A 16037-nucleotide genomic window follows, 5' to 3' on the forward strand; every position below is an offset into this window, starting at 1 on the left:
GACCGGCCAGGACCGGCGCTTTGAGGCGCAGGGCGATATTCCTGCGCTTGGCGCGGGGCTGCGGGTGACGCTTGGCGGCGAGCCCCTTCCGGGATCGGGGGAGGACTATCTGTGCCTCGTGGCGCATCACAGCTACACGTCGGACAATTACGGTTCCGGCGGCGAAGAGGGCGACGGCTACGCCTACACCGGGCGCTATGTTTTGCTGCCCGCCGACGCGCCTCTGGTGCCGGAGTTGAAGACCGCGCGCGCCGATGTGAAAGGCCCGCAAACCGCGGTGGTCGTGGGCGACGGCGAGATCGACTGCGACGAGTACGGGCGCATTCTGGTGCAGTTCCACTGGGATCTGGACGCCGCCTATTCGATGCGCTGCCGGGTGTCGCAATCCTGGGCAGGCAACGGCTGGGGTGGCATGGTGATCCCTCGGATCGGCATGGAAGTCGTGGTGGAATTCCTCGACGGCGACCCGGACAAACCGCTGGTCACCGGGTGCGTGTATAACGGCAAGAACGCGGTGCCGTATGAGCTGCCCGCGAACAAGACCGTCTCGACATTCAAATCCGACACCCACCAAGGCAGCGGCTACAACGAGTTCCGCTTCGAGGACGAGAGGGGTGAGGAAGAGGTCTTTATGCATGCGCAAAAGGACCACAACACCATCATCGAGAATGACGAAAGCCATTCCATCGGCCATGACCGCAGCAAAAGCGTCGGCAATGATCAGTCCGAATCCATCGGCAACGACAAGACGATCTCTGTCGGTCACGACCACCGTGAGAACATCGGCAACGACATGTATTACACCGTCGGCCAGAATCAGCAGGAAAGCTACGGCAAGGACCACCTGCACCGGGTCGGCAACATCTACAAACAGTCGATCTATGCCGATCACCTCTATGAAACCGGTCGCAATTTTACCGGCGAAGTCGCGGGTAAATATACGCTCGACGTCGGCACCTCGATCACCAACAACACCGGCAAGCACACGCTGATGGCGTTCGAGAAGTTCCAGATCACGGGTCCGGGCGGCAAGATCACCATCGACGGCTCGGGGATCACGCTTGAAGCTCCGAACATCCGGCTCAAGGGCAATGTGTCCATGGGCGGATCTGGCAGCGGTCAGGTGCAGACGCTGAAACTCGCCGCCAACGAAGGGCTTCCGCTTTGCGAGGAATGCGCAGCGGCGCGATCCGATGCCTCATAAAAGGGTCAGGCCTTTGTTAAGAGAAAATCATAATGGACGGGGTCTATACACTCTGGAAAGCGTCCCATTTTCATTTCAGAGAAGTGCTGCGGCGCGGTCGTGTTTATCTTGTTGTTGACCCGGACTCCTTTCCTGAACTGGGGGACGCGCTTGAGGAATCTGATCTTCCATACACCAACCTGTATGGCAAAGGGGAAGGTGTTTTAGGGCAAACAGAAGCGCCTTACATTGTCCAGTTGAACGCACGCGACATCGCCAACTGGAAACATTTGATCAAGAATCTCAGAAACCAAAATGTGGCAATCGGCCTCATTGCACCGGAAACAGTCGATATACACCAGCTGCGTCGGCATTGGAAAAAATGGATATCCGTTCGCATTCCAAATGAGGATCAACCTGTCATGTTCCGCTTTTTCGATCCCAGAATTCTGTTCGCCTTTCTCGCAACCTTGAGTGCCGCCGAAGCACATAGTTTTTATGGGCCAGCACAACATCTGATCGGTTTTCAAGATGGCCAGCTTGAGGTGGCCACGCCCGAAGCAGTTGTTCGGAATACGGCGCCGCTTAAACTTGGGGTCGGGGAGCATTATCTGTTTCGCGCCGAACAGGTTCAGGCGATGGAGGATGTGACGAGTCAGGTCTTTAAAGACCGGCTCAAACGCTATCTGCGCATCGTCTGGTGGCAATATGCCGAGGATATGCCGGAAGAGCAGCTTTCCCAGATCGTCGAAGACGGCATCGCGGATGCAAAAAAACTCGAAAGTATGACAGACAACTCTGTGCTGGCGATGACGCTTATCCGGCTGATCGACCCGTCTGTCAGCACGAATTCAAAGTATTGGCGCCACGCCTACGATGGTGCAGGTAAAGAGCACCCAGGTGCGCGCGCAATCTTTCTGTTATCAGTTATGTTTGACGAAAACTTTCCACACGACAGAGAAACGGTTGAGTTACTTTTTTACAAAGCCAATCGCTTTGGCCGGCCAGAAGAGCAATGGCATGACATCCCCCGCAACTGGGAGACCAAGTGATGGCTGGCAATAGTGATGCGGCTAACACTGCGGAATCCAGCCCGAAAACTGTTGTGGGTGAAATGGTGGCTAATGTCGGCGACCTGTTTAATCAGGAGCCGCGCAATCCGGCAGATAGTCCTGTTCCTGATTACAACTGTCCGGTGGCAAATTGTGGTGCGGAAAAGGTTTGCGAACAAGTCAACGTCGGCGATCCGATCACCGGAGACAGCCGCGCCCATATTGAGCGCAACGCGTGTAACAAGTGTCCTTCTTCACCACCAGTCCCGCGCTATTCCGTGAGAGGAGACCGTAATCATCCGAGACGCATTCTATACTTTGAGGATCATACTGGACGCAGATGGCAACCGGACAGCGATTTAACAGCACCAATTTTCCACGGTGATGCGGGCTTTGGCCATCGCACACATGACAGCATGACATTTCGTCTCGACTTTGGCTTGTCTCAAGACGAACGCGGTTGGCAATGCCGCTATTACAAAGGACAACTTGACGACACCAGCACCGACAGGGGCACCTATGATTATGCCGATGCCCCGTCCTCGAACCATACCGAGATGGACTTCAACACTCACCTGCAAAACCCGCATTACGCACCCAATCTTACCGAACGATACTAACCTAAACGGCCCCCGAAACAGAGGACACACATCATGAAACCCGTTGCCCGCGTCGGAGACACTCATGTTTGCCCCATCAAAGGGCATGGCACCAACAGCATCGTGTCCGGGGGCTCTGCCCTTGTCGACGGCCGGCCGATCGCGCGGATCGGTGACAAATGCGCCTGTGGCTGCGTGATTGTCTCGGGCTCCTCCGGTTCGACCTGCGACGGCAAGCCGGTCGCCGTGATCGGCGCCAAGACATCCGGCGGCGGAACGATTGTCTCGGGGTCTCACTCGTCGAAAACACTTTAACTTTTGACGCGTTCCGTCACGCTGTCTCGTGTTTCGGCGGCGGCGCGAGACAGGCGTGAAAAGCAAACCGCCATTCTGGTCGGTTTTGCCGAGAGAAACAGCCAGATCGTCATTCAAAGGAGGCAGCCATGGTCAAAGAGGATTGGTCAGAACCGGATGCCGCCTTCGAGAATCCCATGAGACGCCCCGTCCTCCCGGCTCTCTCCGTGCATAAATCCTCTGAAAACATTCCCATTCTCAAAGGAAACACAGCGCAAAGCTTCACCGAACCGTTTTTCCCGACGGGGTTCCTGAACGAAAGAAGGACGATATTTGCCGTCATGGATGCCGGACGCCTCGCATGTCTTCCGGTGCTGCTCGAGACAGGAAATATCCCGCATATGAGCCTGTTTTCCGGAGACCTCGCCGAGACCGGAAAAGACGTCGCGCCCTATCTTGCCGAGTTTTCAGAAGACAATGACGTGCTGCGGGGGTTGCTGAGTTGTACCGAAGAGGCGAAGATACAGGCTGGCGCTTTCTGGGATGCTCAGGCCGGTATTTTCATCAGCACCTCAATGCCCCTGTCCGATCTCAGATCCCATCTGCGCAGATTCATGCGCGTGCTCGATGCCCGAGAAAAAGCCTATTACTTCAGATTCTGGCAGCCTGAAGTCGCCGAGGTCTATTTCTCCAACGCCGCAACCGACCCGCAGAAAGCCGCCCGCTGGGTTTTCCCCCATGACACGAGGACGCAAATCGACGCGATTTGGGCCCCAGTCCGCAATTTCACGCATGACGCCTATCTTTTGCAATTCGAGCGCGGCACAGAACTGACAAGAAACGATCTGGGCGGCGGACAATTTCGTCTGGACCGATCGGATTTCGATGCGTTGCACCGGCTGCAATGGAATCGTGACGTGGCGAAGGTCGCGGATCAGTTGCGTCAGGCCTTTCCACAGCAGGTCACGGCCATTGAGCTGCCGCTCACCGCGTTTTGCGATACCCAGATGCGCCGTGCCGTCACGCAGGGTTTTGCCCATCTCGACATGCTTTACGTCTTCTGCGCCTGGGCAATCAACTTTGGCCCGGATTTCGAGAGCATGGACAAGACCGGTGCCATCGCTGGCTTCATGCAATCCGATGCACCGCCAGAATGGCGCTTTGAACAGATCAAGACACGGATGATCGCCCTCGAAGAGACAATGGGTTAGCGGCGGGTCTACTTCGCTTTTCCCGCGATATTATAGTCCACGGAGCGTTTGAAAGCCGCTTCCGGAGACATGCCGATCTTGTCGAAATTCGAGGACATATGGCCGAACTTGAACAGGGCGGCTCGTTTCGTCGCCTCGTCCGGCGTCCCTCCGGCGCGCATCGTCCCGGCCATATCCGCCAATTCTGCGGGAATCTCGTATTCTCCCCCGGTCGGCAGGGTGTCCAGCGGAACACCTGCGGCTGTTGCGGCATCGTACATCATGGCCAGTGGAATGCGGGAAAGGCCAAGCTCTACCCAATCGCGATCAAGCCGGGCGGCGGTCGTATAAGAATAGGTTTTTGTTACCAATCCCGCCAGCCCCCAGGGTCTCGATTCAACAATGGGACCCGGCGCATTCTTTAGCCCGCCTTCGGGATCGCCGGGCTTGATCCAGCCTTCGTCGACATAAAAACTGGCAATCGAATCGCGCTGACTCGCCGCCAGAGCCATATCCCTCGCCCGCGCGGCTTCCGCATCGGCACGGGTATAAAAGGTCTTGGTTTTGGCTTTTTCGACGAGGGCTTCGCTACCCGTTCCCGCATAACCGCCTCCGACATCGGAATGCGCGCCGGTGCAGGCCTTGAACGGCCCTCCGCCGGGCGTGTTGTGATTGAGCCGGAAGTTTTCGCGATACTCGTTTTCCGCCGTCAGATGCATGATCCCGTCGGCCTGCGCCGTCGACATATGGACGTTGACCGGGCCGTTGTCGTCATTCGTGCCGAGACCGACCGCCGCCACCGTGTCGAACACGCCGACAAAGCGGATGCGCACTTTGCGTCCCTCCGGCAAATGAGCGCGATTGCGATCCATATGGACCCCGAACAGGAGCGAGTAATCGAGCGCATCGTATTCGATAAAGCCCTGTCGGAAACAGTTCACGAAATAGCGCGCCGCCGCGGCGCCCCGACTGAAGCCGAAGACATCCAGGATCACCTCGGTCGGCTCGATGCCGGGACTGAGCTCATTGATGATCTTGCCGACTTCGAGACAAGCCTCGAAAACGCGGGATTCAACGCCGGTCGGCCCCATCCCGATTGCAGCGCCGACCTTGTTGGTCGGCCACCAATCCGACTCGCCCGCCGTTGTGCCAATCCCTTGCTTATAAAGGCGATGGCGCTTGACCGCATACCCACAGGAATTTCTTGGCCAATAGCGTTTTTCCCATTCGTAGAGATCGTAAAGCAACCTCACATTGGTAAGCGAAGAATTGTAGCTGTCGGAAATACGGCTCGACGGGCCACGCACATTTGCCGCGTTATTGCCCGTACCGTCGAAGAACACTCCGATTTCCAAGGTCACCGCCGGACAAGGTTGCGCATAGGCCCCGGCGGCCCGATCCATGTCCTGCGACTGATCTGAGGCGGATGATGTTACACTCATTGCGCGGGCTCCGGGCAGGGGGCGTCTGTGGGAACAGGCGGGTACTCGAACGCCAGGGCCGAGGCCAGTTTCGCATGCGCATTGGCCTCCGCAGCGACATCCCGGTCGGCCTCCGGCACACGCAGGCCACAGGTTTCAGCGACATCTTTGTTTATATGTTTCGAGTCATCATCAGAGCCGATCACCAGATGTCCATTGGCCCCGAAAATCAGAATGAGATCGACCCTGTCGTCGCGTATGGTCGTCAGCTCTCGCGGGTCAACCGTGACAGACGCCTGCCAGGCGCGGTTGGTCAAAAGCTCGACCCACTGCGCGGTGATCTGAAACTCGTCCGTGCCGGACAAGGGACGGGTCAGGGACATGGTCTCCGTGCTGCGCGGCGCTTCAATATCGGCCATCCCGAAACGGACTGTCGGAATCGGCTCGCGATACACATCAGCGATATCTGCCTGAGTAATAAGAACCGGGGAATATGAAAAACTCGTCATCGACAGATCGACGCGTTTGGGGCCCGATGGGATACAGCCGCTCAGAAGAAGCGTTCCGGCAAGAGCGAGAAAGCGCATCGTCATGTCCGGCCTCCGATCTCGCGAATATTGGGCCGACCCGTTGCGAGGTCCGACAGATACCAGACCTTGCTTTGCGCCCGGTCCAGCAACCACTCGGGGTAATGTGCGGCATAGAGATCTTCGAAACGCGGGAAAGGATCGGCGGAGATGGCCTGCCCCGGGGCATAAATCACCATGCGTGGCAAGGGATCGAACGCCTTCTGCGCGCGCTCCAACATCGGCACGCCATCGGCATCCGCCATATTCAGAATCGGCCCGCTGGCGTTCAGCAACATCTCATAGGCAACGGTGTCAGGATGCGACCGCATCTCCGGATGATGCAGGAAAGGGGCTTCGACCAGCCCCAACACAATGTTCACATGCACGAGCCAGTGACGCTCGCTCCACAAGAACAGATCCCCGAAAGCCGTATGCGCCACGGCATGCACGTCGATCCGACCGGTCTTGTCGCTGAACTCCGGGTCGCCACGAAAGATGGCCTGCACGGCGTCCTGCAATTCGAACGGGGCACACAAGCGCAACGCACCTTGCGCCAGATCCCCGACACCGTAATTGTCCCAAAAATCCAGCAACAGAGGCGCAATGCGCCCCTCAAAACGGGCGATTTCGCCAGGTCGGACATCCACGGCATTCCGCAGAGGCCCCCTGTCTTTGATAAGCTTGGCCAAAGCCGCCTTGGCTGCAAGTCCCGGAAGATTGCTACGAAATGTCATGAACCAAACCTAAATCGCCAACCACACCCTACATTACTCAAGCCATTTGAAACCTCAACCCATCGCAGTGAATTTCAGGAAGGCCAGTGAAAATCGAGCGGGCGCTCCATCGCATGGCTACGTTGCGCCCCCCATCCCACAACGGGGACAAGAGCCCGCTGGCAGGACAACCGGAGCTGCGCCGCATGTATAGCTCAGCCATGTGCCGCCAGTGACTTTCATTAAATTTCGAAATTATTTAAACATACCCCCAAAAGGGCCCGATCATGACAAAGGAACGGATCCTCTACTGTGATCCCGGAATTGACGATGCCGTGACCATCGCACTCTGTTGCGCTTCAGATGAGCTTGATCTTCTCGGGATCACGACCACCCATGGCAATGTGGCTCTGGAACGGACGACGACCAACACCCTTGCTCTGCTTGACGTCCTCAATCAAAACATCAGCGTTTATGCCGGGGCGGATCGGCCTTTGGTGCGGCCCGCGATCCATGCGAGCAACGTGCATGGGGCCTCCGGGTTCGGCGGGGTCGAGATCCCCATGCCGCGCGCGTGGTGTTCGAAGCCGGATGCCCCGTGACCATGTTCGGCCTCGACGCCACTCACAAGGTCATCGCCACACCAGATCGCGTCGCCGCGCTTGCGGCGCTCGGGACACCGATTGCGCGGCTGATCGCTCGACTGATAGAGGCCTACCGCCCCTCATACACCGAGCGCTACGGTTGGGACTGAGCTGCGATTCATGACATGTGTACAATTGCTTGGGCAATTGACCCGACGTTGTTCAGCCTTACGGAAATGGCCGTTCTGATCGACACGAACGAAGGGCCGAATTTCGGACGCACCGTTTACGACAGTCGCAAACGCGCCCCCTCGCAACCGATTGTCAACGTGGCAAGAGACGTGGATGCGGATCGGGTCTTCGCGCTTTTGGCAGAACGTATCGCCCGCTATTGAAGCGGGCACACAGCCTCGGAATATGCCAGTAGGTCTCGCACGATACAGGACAAAGCGAAACGGCCCGCAACATCATCTGACATGGCAAGCACCGATCCTATGCCCCGCGCCAAAAAGCGCATAATCCTCGCGTGTCAGGTCAGGCATATCCGCCAGAATCTGCGTCCCGAGGCCCGCTGCAACTTGTTTTCGAGTGAAAACATCGTGCCGAATGCGCCGCGACAATGGCCGCCAGCGGGATCTGGAGCGACTCGGCGATTTGCCTGGTCCGTTCCGACGGGGAAAATCCGGCACGTCTGCACCGGATCTCCCCGGTGTGACTGTCTGCGATCATAGCGTCGACACTTACACAACCGATCGATCACGCCCTCGACGAGGTAATCCATGGCTTCAAGCTCAATCGCCGTTTCCGGGTAAGACAAGCCTGCGGGCACGACCTCTTTGCCAGTGTTGTCCTTGAGCGGCCCGTTGATGATCGCAAAATTGCCTTTCATCATCTCTGCACGCACCGCATCGGCCTGCGACTTTGCCGCCTCGGTGAACGCGGGGCCATAAGGCGAGGACTTGACGAAATGTTCGCCCAGACCGCCACGCACGAAATGACCAAGCGGCTGGCCTGCAAGTTTTTCCGAAACGAATGTCTCGTAGACCGGCGCCCCATTCCATTCCGCCCCGGTCAGATAGCCATGCGGTGCGATCTCCTGTTGAGTGGTGTGATAGCCACAACTGTAGCCTCCGATCTGTTCGGTCGTCCCGATCACCACTTTCGCGCCGTCGACATGGCAGGTGATGACATCCGCGCCGCTGCTGACCAGCGCATTGGTGGCTTCTGCCTCTTTCACGAGGGCAGACCATTCACCGGTGAAAATCACCTGTACCTCGATCTCGGGATCGACGGCCCGCGCACCAAGCGTGAGGCTGTTGATGTTCAGAAGCACCTGCGGGATCGGTTTTGCGGCGGCGAAACCGAGCTTCTTCGACTTGGTCATATGTCCGGCCACGATACCGTTCAGATATTGCGCCATGCCGATATACCCGAAATAGGAGCCCGTGTTGTCGGGATGCACCCGTCCTGCCACAGCCCGCCACAATGGCGGAACTCGGCCTGCGAATATTTATTTGCCATTTCAATCATGTATGGATCGAAATAGCCGAAACTCGTCGCAAAGATCAGGGACCCGCCGTCCAGTTCGATCATCGACTGCATGGTGCGCGCCACATCCGAGGTTTCCGCCACGTTTCCTCTTCGAGCACCCTCACGCCCGGCCTGGCCCGAACGGCGGTAGCCCCTTCGGCATGAGCCTGATGATAGGCATAATCGTCCTTGGGCCCGACATAGATGAAGCCGACCGTCAGACCGGAAACGGCCAATGCTTTCTGACCGAAAAGTGCGTCACAGAGAGGGCGGCCCCACCGGCCAGCAAGGCACGGCGAGAAACGGAATTGTGCGTCTTAATCATGGTCCTCCTCATATTTTCGAAATTTTAATCTTTGCGCAGAAGCGGCAAGGATTCGATGATTATTTCAGCGGTTTTCGTCCAGTGCAGCGCCACAAGCTCTTCTGCGCGCGGCGCGTCGCGTTCCAGAACCGCCATCATGATCTCGCGATGCTCGCGATTCAGATCACGCGTTTCACCGGAGAGCGCGATCGACAGACACCGATAACGTTCGCAGCGTTCGCAAAGCTGTGCACGCAGACCCAGCAACACCGGCGAGCCACAGGCCTGCACCACCTGTTCATGAAACTGTGCATGCGCGACATTCCAGGTCTCAAAAAACGCGATCCCTTCGTGGTCGGACGCCAGCAAAAGATCCTCAAGCCGGTGAAATGCCGCCAAAAGTGCCCGGTCATCCGTTTTGCTCGCCCGTGAAATCGCGTTCCGAATCGCTTTCTTTTCCAGATAAATGCTGTTTTCCGTCAAATCCCAAAGCTCTTCCACGGACACGGACGCAACCCGGAACCCACGTTGTTCCGCACCTTCGACAAGACCGGTATTCGCCAGTTTGACCAGAGCTTCGCGCAAAGGTGCCGTGCCGACGGGATAGACCTCACGCAGCTTGGAAAAAGCCAGTTTCTCACCCGGCGCAAGACGCCCATAAAGAATATCATGCCGCAAAAGCCGGTAAGCGGTCGTGGCTTTGGACTTCGCCTCCTCGGGGAAGGCCAATTTTGTCGCATCCATCGCTTTTCCGGTCTCTTTCCGTGTCTTTGATATCAGTTTCATACGAATATGAGGACCGACATTACGTAGTTCAGGCAGAAAGTGAACAGAATTTCGAAAAAGCATTCGAAGACAGAGAAACGACACGCCAATTGTCGATACAGCCAGACGGCGGCTTGTATCTCGGAACGTGACACGAACTCATCCAGCTGATGGGCCAGCGCCATGGAGCCGGGACCGAACAAAAGTCAGAGAGCGATCGCCGAAAACTGCGAGGCGTCGCTGCCAAACCCCGCCACCCGGGCGGGCTTGCCGGACAGCTTTCCAACTCCCGAACATAGGGATGATCCGCCGCAAGCTCGGATGCATGACCTTCGAGGCGGACCTCAAGCGCAATCCCATGCGCTGAGGCAGATGTTTCGACGGCCTCGGCGACCCAGACCGGATCAATCGCTTTGCTATAGCGAAATTTCATGTGGCAGCTCGCCCTGCCCACGGTGATATTCGGCGCCGCACCATCGTTGTTCACCACAATATTGAGATCGCACCAGGACGGCATATAGGCGACATCCTGAAACGCGCTCTCATCCCGCAGTTTCAGGTGCAGCGCCCTCATATCGGACAAAAACGGGATCAGATCGGGCTTATGCGCCTTCAACATCTGACTTTAGGCCACGATGCGACGTGCCCCGGCCTTGGTCGTTTCCTCGTCGCAGGACAACAGAAGCATCACCGGCACATCTTTCGGCAGGTCGCGAGCCGCCGTAATGAAAGCCGCGACCGGCCCTTTCATATCGGCACTGTCGAGACCATAAAGCCGGTCGCCCTGTCGATGCTCGGCCAGAGCGGTGCAACCCGCCCCGGTCCAGACCGCCGCACTGCCTCTGCTGTCCACCATCGCACAGTGCCGGACGTCACGATCCGGATCCTGCGGCAACACCGTTTCAAGCGCATCTGTCGCGGAGTGCCCGGCAAGGGCATCATGGACAGCGCATTGTCCACCAGCCACGCGGCCGCCTCCCAATCATATTTGCGATAGACATTCGCATCGACGATCCGGTTGGCACTGCCGTGAGTGCATCGCATCGGTTTGCCTACAGTTCGGCATCTCTGATGAAGTTGATGGCCCGGCTCACATTTTGCTCCGGGCGCCGCCTGTCGCCCTCCTTTTGCAGACCGGTTTTACGGTGACGAAATCCTGCTTTTGTCCACTTTCCCGCAGTCAGGAAAACCCAATACTCCTCTCGCGGCAGACCATGGCCGGTGTCAGAACATCCGGGCCGACACATCCAAAGGCAACACGGCGCGAGGCGCGTGGAAACGCTCATTCCAAACAGGGCTGCTGGCCTTGTGGACGGGCGCGCATGTCATTACTGTCGCCCTTCACATCGAAAGTGTTCGAGTACAAACCGCGTTAGGAAAAGAAACAATGCAACCCCAGAACCTTCCGCGAAATCTCCGCCTCCTGCTTGGCAAATACCGCTCCCTGGCCGAGGGGGCCCATGACATCGGGATCAACCGCCAGCAGTTGAACAAATATCTCAATGGCAGCAGTTTTCCCTCTGCCAGAACTCTTCAGCGGATAGCCACGACTCTCGGTGTCGATATAGATGTTTTGCTTGCAGATCCTGCCCAGGCGAAACAGGCATTAGAAGCCCAAACCGCATCTCCCTCTCCGATAGAAGCCGCGATGCAATCCGCTTATAGCGCATCTCTCGATCGCCTCATTCGGGAAGAGGGCACTCTGAAAGCCTATTGCGGCGACTATCTCTGCTGGCATCGGACGGCCATTTCCGACGCCTATATCCACGCAAGCCTCATCCGGATTTATCAGAAAGATCGAAAAACCTATGCGAAATCCCTGATCGCAATTCGACGCGACGGTCAGCCCTCGCATGGGATCAAAACCTATGTGCATGATTCACATATTTTTCTGAACGCCGGCTGCCTGCATCTGGTGCGCATGTCGCATCTGGCGGGTGGGGAGACCGATCTCGGGCTGATGATCCTGAAACTTCCACGGCTGCCTTCGGAAAAGACACTCCACGGTCACACGCTGACGACCAGCATCCATGTCTCTGGCAACATCGTGCCATCCAAGGTGATCATGCGGAAAGTCACAGGCCCCCCCTTACAGATTTTCCGTCGACATTGCGGGGCATGGCGCCTCGACGACCTTCATACGGAAAAGGACATCCGGGCAGAGTTCAGCGCCGGAATGTATGTGGAATGACAAAAGAGGGGGCCAGGGCCCCCTCTTTCCATCGTCGCACGCCAGTCTCGCTCAGAACTTGGCGATCAGGTTCAGGAAGACCCCGGAGCTTTCGTAATCGAGATCGGTCATGTCCTCGGACACCTGCCCCCATTCGTAGCCGACACCGATTTTCGCATTATTCCCGACGTGGCGATAGACGCCGAGCAAAGCCCCGGTGTCGTAGGTCTCGCTCCCTTCGGTATACATCAAGCGCCCCTCGGCCATCGCATCCCAGTTGTGAACGACGTGCCAGTCTAGACGCATGATCCCGAGATGCGCCGTCGAGTCGCTAAAGTCCTCCGTGCCGCGCGGGGCGACTTCCGAACGGCGGTAGCCGTATTTGCCGCCCAGCGTGAAGTGCTGGTTCAGGTCGTAATCGGCATCAATCGAGAGAACGTGGCTTTTCTGCGCGTCCCCTTCGGTGTCGCCATTCGCCGTCACCTGATCCGCACCCGGAAGGTCGTAGAGATAGGTGTATTTGAACAGCACGTTCAGGCGCTCGTTGTCGATCGGGCGGAAGCCGTAGCCGAGGCTGGCCTCGACATATTCCCCGTCACGGAAGCTGTCGTCGTCATTGTCGGAGATCAGCGCATCGACATTGCCGAGCCACCGCGCGCTTTCGCTGACATGGTATTCGAACCCGCCCGCAAAGGCCCAGGTGTCGGCATCCTGCGACACGCCATCGCCGCTTTCGGTGCGATATTCCAACCGGCCGCGTGCGCGCAGGCGATCCTCGTCTGTATAGGCCACGCCAAAGGAATAGGCATCGCGTTCGATGTCGCCATTGATCTTGTCGCGCACCGTGCCGCTTTCCATCGCGCCGCTGAACGCCCAGCGCGCATTCGGCGTGAATGTGATCCCGTAGGCATCGGTCATGGAATGACGTTCGCCAAAGAAATCCATCGAGGTTTCGGCAAAGCTCGAGAAGGTCTGGGAATGGCGATAGCGCCCGCCCATCACCACCTTGCCGCGATCCTCGCCGACAAGTTCATAGCCGCCATTGGTCCGTGTCGGGTCCAGCGTGTAGCCGAGATAGAGCTCATTGTCGGCGGTCGGCGAATAGGCCAGACGCGCGTTGGCCGCAAAGCCTGCGGTGCCGTCGGAGGCCTCGCCCGAAACTTTGACCTTTTCACCCAGACGCGTGGCCGCACCAAAGCCCAGACGGTCGTCGCGGTCCAGCCCGCCGGAGCGGTCCACTGTCGCCTGCCCCAAGACCCAGACCTTGGTGTCATCGCTGAACGCATAGCTCAAACGCGCCGCCAGATCGGTGCGGTCCCCGGTTTCCGTCGGATCGCCAATCGTGGTCTGGTCGAGATAGCCAAGCGCCGCCTCGATGGTCCAGGCGTCCGTCAGATCATAGGCCACGCCCAGCTCGCCCTCGGCCTTGCTGTCGCCACCATCGCGGTCGAAATCCTCGATCCGCACGCCAAAGCTGAGCCGGTCGGACACCTCGATCTCGCTGCGCAAACCGATCAGGGTCTGATCCTCGGTGATATCTTCGTTGAGGGTCGAGAACCCGGCCTCTTTGCGTTCGTAATAAAGCTCGGCATAACCGCCGGTGGACAGGCCGAGATCGGCAAAATCGACATGGCTGTCGAAGCGATACGCCATCGCATCTTCAAGGCCTGCGACGCCATCTTCGGTGATGGTCAGACCGCCATCCGACGACAGGCTACGGCTGAACCCCGGCCCATCGGTGCCCGCCACTTCGACCTCGAGGAAACTCGATTTGCCGAATTTGTAATAGGCATCCACCGCCGCCATACGCTGATCGGCCACGCCCGTGGTCTCGTTCATCGCGGTGAAGCCGAGACGCAGATCGTTGGTCGCCCAGGCTTCGATGCGTCCGCCGTAGGAGAAGCCGTCCACATCCTCGACGGTCGGGGTGTATTCGTATTGCACCACCAGATTGACGTCATAGGCGCCCGTGCCGGAGCCCACGAGACCACCATCGGAACTCGACGAGCCCAGAGGTTGGGTCAGCGTGATCACACCCTGCATGTAGTCGATCTCGTAATCGACACCGGCCTGAAGGCTTTCGGTCGAGATTACCCGCCCTGTGTCGGGGTCCACCACCTGAACGCGCACCGTCTCTGAACCGCCGTTCAAATCCTGACGGGTCAGGAAATAGACTGAGCCCCCGGTGCCGCGCAGGATATCGCGCTGCGGCAGAGTGTCGGGCTGGGCGCCATAAAGCACCCCCTGCACCCGCGCTTCGCCGTCTTCGGTGCGGGCACTCGTCGCGCTGCGCAGCTCCGCGCCGTAAAGCGAACGTGTGTTGGACAACAACTCGCCACCAGACACATCGACCTTGAAGTCGCCCCAGGTCAGGCGCGTGTCGTCTTTCTCCAGCCGCAGATACACCCGGCCCGAGGTCGGTGTGTCGTCATAGCTCGTCGAGTCGTCGCCATAGGTCGGATAGAGGTCCTCCGGGTCCAGGCGTTCGATCACCGAGCGCGGATCCTTTTCGTCAAGGCGACGGAAGATGTCCTCCAAATCGCCCTCGCCCGTATCCAAAGACGAGGTCACCGACCAGCCGTTGCGGGTGATCCCCGAGGCATAATAGGCCAGACGCCCCTCGGCGTAATTGCGTTCGTAATCCGGGTCGGCCTCAGATTCCGTGTCCTTGATCCGATGCCCGAAGGTCAGGTCGGCGATGGCCACATAGTGCCAGTCGCTCGCCGGAATCTCGAGCCTGCGGGTGATTTGTTGCGGTTGCCCGTAGCGCTTGAACTCCACATCCACCGCACGGTCACCCGCAGGCACGATCCGGCTCACGAGAAACTCGCCGGAGGGCGTTACCGGAACCGTCTCGCCCATGACGCGCACCGGCTGACCGGCATCGGCACGGCCCGAAACGGTGACCATGCCGCCCACGATGGGAATGGCGCGTTGGCGGGTGCGATCTTCGCCCTCGCCCGCCGCCGTCAATGGCGCGCCGGTGGTCTCATGCGTGTCGAAATGGCCTTCGCTGCGGTTCAGTTCCAGCGGCCAGGTTTCGTCGTAGCGCCCCTTGGCGTCATAGACGCGCACCACATAGACCATCTCTTCCGGGCCATCCTCCGGCATGGTCCAATTGACCGTGCCATTGGGCGCCACCGGCAGAGTTGCCACCGTGCGCGGGGTGCGGCCCATGGTGTCGATCACCCGCACTTCGGCGCGGGCAATATAGGCCGGGTAGTTGGTGGAGGCGCGGAACCGCACCACCTCGCCTGCCCGATAGGTCGCTCGAAGATCGTCGGTCGAGACATTGAGCAACCGACGCGGCGTCAGCCCGTCGAAACGAATGTCGACATCCGCCCTGTCCGCCACGATGTCGGCCGGACGGCGCGGATCGGGGGGCGGCATGGCCCCCGCCACCGGCGTTTGGTCGATGGAGATCGAAAAGCCCTGAGCTTCGAAATCCGATCCCATCACTTCCTTCACCATTTCCGTGTTCTTGCCCACCGGCATGGTCACGACCACGTCAGAATTGGACCGTTCACAGCCTTCGGGCTGCGGCGCCAGCGCCTCGGCACAGAGCGTTTCCGCCCGCGCCTCGCCCGCCAAAAGTACGGCGCTGATTGCGATCACTGATCCACCGCACAAAATCCGCGTGAAGGTTTTCTGTTTGCTGCTCAT

At 58.6% G+C, this 16037-nt stretch carries 15 protein-coding genes and 1 pseudogene; 8 read left to right on the top strand and 8 right to left on the bottom strand.

The window, feature by feature from the left end; all coding sequences use genetic code 11:
* The 5 genes from NH195_RS17375 to NH195_RS17395 all read left to right on the top strand — a co-directional run.
* The coding region (locus NH195_RS17375) for a type VI secretion system Vgr family protein (protein WP_155846217.1) at positions 1-1204 on the top strand (1204 nt) is incomplete at its 5' end.
* A gap of 32 nt (positions 1205-1236) precedes the next feature.
* Complete coding sequence (locus tag NH195_RS17380) at positions 1237-2235, top strand: DUF4123 domain-containing protein (RefSeq protein WP_066709980.1); 999 nt, start codon at positions 1237-1239, stop codon at positions 2233-2235.
* Positions 2235-2855 (top strand): hypothetical protein, encoded by a 621-nt coding sequence (locus NH195_RS21305; protein WP_155846218.1) that lies wholly within the window; start codon positions 2235-2237, stop codon positions 2853-2855. The genes NH195_RS17380 and NH195_RS21305 overlap by 1 nt, the downstream gene beginning before the upstream one ends.
* Positions 2856-2888: 33 nt before the next feature.
* The gene (locus NH195_RS17390; protein WP_066709986.1) at positions 2889-3149 is read left to right on the top strand and encodes a PAAR domain-containing protein; all 261 of its coding nucleotides are present in this window, start codon (positions 2889-2891) and stop codon (positions 3147-3149) included.
* A 320-nt stretch (positions 3150-3469) separates the two neighbouring features.
* Positions 3470-4339, top strand: coding sequence for a DUF4123 domain-containing protein (locus tag NH195_RS17395; protein ID WP_162265888.1), 870 nt, complete (start codon positions 3470-3472; stop codon positions 4337-4339).
* Between the two features lie 8 nt (positions 4340-4347).
* On the opposite strand, the gene NH195_RS17400 is transcribed toward NH195_RS17395, so the two are convergent.
* From NH195_RS17400 to NH195_RS17410, 3 genes are read right to left on the bottom strand one after another with little or no spacing between them, the layout of a single operon-like run.
* On the bottom strand, positions 4348-5760 hold the full coding sequence (locus NH195_RS17400) for a T6SS phospholipase effector Tle1-like catalytic domain-containing protein (RefSeq protein ID WP_066709992.1): 1413 nt from the start codon (positions 5758-5760) through the stop codon (positions 4348-4350).
* On the bottom strand, positions 5757-6332 hold the full coding sequence (locus tag NH195_RS17405; protein ID WP_066710000.1) for a hypothetical protein: 576 nt from the start codon (positions 6330-6332) through the stop codon (positions 5757-5759). The genes NH195_RS17400 and NH195_RS17405 overlap by 4 nt, the downstream gene beginning before the upstream one ends.
* The gene (locus tag NH195_RS17410) at positions 6329-7042 is read right to left on the bottom strand and encodes a GAD-like domain-containing protein (protein WP_081424000.1); all 714 of its coding nucleotides are present in this window, start codon (positions 7040-7042) and stop codon (positions 6329-6331) included. The genes NH195_RS17405 and NH195_RS17410 overlap by 4 nt, the downstream gene beginning before the upstream one ends.
* A gap of 266 nt (positions 7043-7308) precedes the next feature.
* Here NH195_RS17410 and NH195_RS21590 point away from each other — a divergent pair, with 266 nt between their 5' ends.
* Complete coding sequence (locus NH195_RS21590; protein WP_066710003.1) at positions 7309-7623, top strand: nucleoside hydrolase; 315 nt, start codon at positions 7309-7311, stop codon at positions 7621-7623.
* 2 nt (positions 7624-7625) lie between these two features.
* Positions 7626-8000 (top strand): annotated as a pseudogene (locus tag NH195_RS21850) (nucleoside hydrolase).
* A gap of 134 nt (positions 8001-8134) precedes the next feature.
* Here the strand turns inward: NH195_RS21850 and NH195_RS17420 are convergent.
* The 4 genes from NH195_RS17420 to NH195_RS20985 form a co-directional block, all read right to left on the bottom strand.
* A complete protein-coding gene (locus tag NH195_RS17420) occupies positions 8135-9025 on the bottom strand; it encodes a BMP family ABC transporter substrate-binding protein (RefSeq protein ID WP_238379798.1) in 891 nt (296 codons plus the stop codon).
* On the bottom strand, positions 9010-9237 hold the full coding sequence (locus tag NH195_RS21770; protein WP_238379799.1) for a hypothetical protein: 228 nt from the start codon (positions 9235-9237) through the stop codon (positions 9010-9012). The genes NH195_RS17420 and NH195_RS21770 overlap by 16 nt, the downstream gene beginning before the upstream one ends.
* A gap of 247 nt (positions 9238-9484) precedes the next feature.
* Positions 9485-10183 carry a GntR family transcriptional regulator gene (locus tag NH195_RS17425; protein ID WP_066710006.1) on the bottom strand — a complete coding sequence of 233 codons (699 nt, stop codon included), beginning with the start codon at positions 10181-10183 and terminating at the stop codon, positions 9485-9487.
* 646 nt (positions 10184-10829) lie between these two features.
* Positions 10830-11171: a M20/M25/M40 family metallo-hydrolase gene (locus tag NH195_RS20985; protein ID WP_162265889.1), complete on the bottom strand. Its 342-nt coding sequence runs from the start codon at positions 11169-11171 to the stop codon at positions 10830-10832.
* 195 nt (positions 11172-11366) lie between these two features.
* On the opposite strand from NH195_RS20985, the gene NH195_RS17440 reads away from it, so the two are divergent.
* Positions 11367-12395 (top strand): helix-turn-helix domain-containing protein, encoded by a 1029-nt coding sequence (locus tag NH195_RS17440; RefSeq protein WP_238379800.1) that lies wholly within the window; start codon positions 11367-11369, stop codon positions 12393-12395.
* Between the two features lie 51 nt (positions 12396-12446).
* Here the strand turns inward: NH195_RS17440 and NH195_RS17445 are convergent, their stop codons facing one another.
* Positions 12447-16037, bottom strand: a complete 3591-nt coding sequence (locus tag NH195_RS17445; RefSeq protein WP_066710019.1) for a TonB-dependent receptor — start codon at positions 16035-16037, stop codon at positions 12447-12449.

The sequence above is a fragment of the Celeribacter ethanolicus genome (assembly GCF_001550095.1).
Classification (GTDB): domain Bacteria; phylum Pseudomonadota; class Alphaproteobacteria; order Rhodobacterales; family Rhodobacteraceae; genus Celeribacter; species Celeribacter ethanolicus.

Bases quoted from the DNA above. Each gene is read 5' to 3' on its own strand.
- NH195_RS17410 (WP_081424000.1), bottom strand. From the start codon at position 7,042: ATGACATTTCGTAGCAATCTTCCGGGACTTGCAGCCAAGGCGGCTTTG.
- NH195_RS21590 (WP_066710003.1), top strand. From the start codon at position 7,309: ATGACAAAGGAACGGATCCTCTACTGTGATCCCGGAATTGACGATGCC.
- NH195_RS21305 (WP_155846218.1), top strand. From the start codon at position 2,235: ATGGCTGGCAATAGTGATGCGGCTAACACTGCGGAATCCAGCCCGAAA.
- NH195_RS17425 (WP_066710006.1), bottom strand. From the start codon at position 10,183: ATGGATGCGACAAAATTGGCCTTCCCCGAGGAGGCGAAGTCCAAAGCC.
- NH195_RS17445 (WP_066710019.1), bottom strand. From the start codon at position 16,037: ATGAGCAGCAAACAGAAAACCTTCACGCGGATTTTGTGCGGTGGATCA.
- NH195_RS17395 (WP_162265888.1), top strand. From the start codon at position 3,470: ATGGATGCCGGACGCCTCGCATGTCTTCCGGTGCTGCTCGAGACAGGA.
- NH195_RS17390 (WP_066709986.1), top strand. From the start codon at position 2,889: ATGAAACCCGTTGCCCGCGTCGGAGACACTCATGTTTGCCCCATCAAA.
- NH195_RS17380 (WP_066709980.1), top strand. From the start codon at position 1,237: ATGGACGGGGTCTATACACTCTGGAAAGCGTCCCATTTTCATTTCAGA.
- NH195_RS17400 (WP_066709992.1), bottom strand. From the start codon at position 5,760: ATGAGTGTAACATCATCCGCCTCAGATCAGTCGCAGGACATGGATCGG.
- NH195_RS17420 (WP_238379798.1), bottom strand. From the start codon at position 9,025: ATGGCGCAATATCTGAACGGTATCGTGGCCGGACATATGACCAAGTCG.
- NH195_RS17405 (WP_066710000.1), bottom strand. From the start codon at position 6,332: ATGACGATGCGCTTTCTCGCTCTTGCCGGAACGCTTCTTCTGAGCGGC.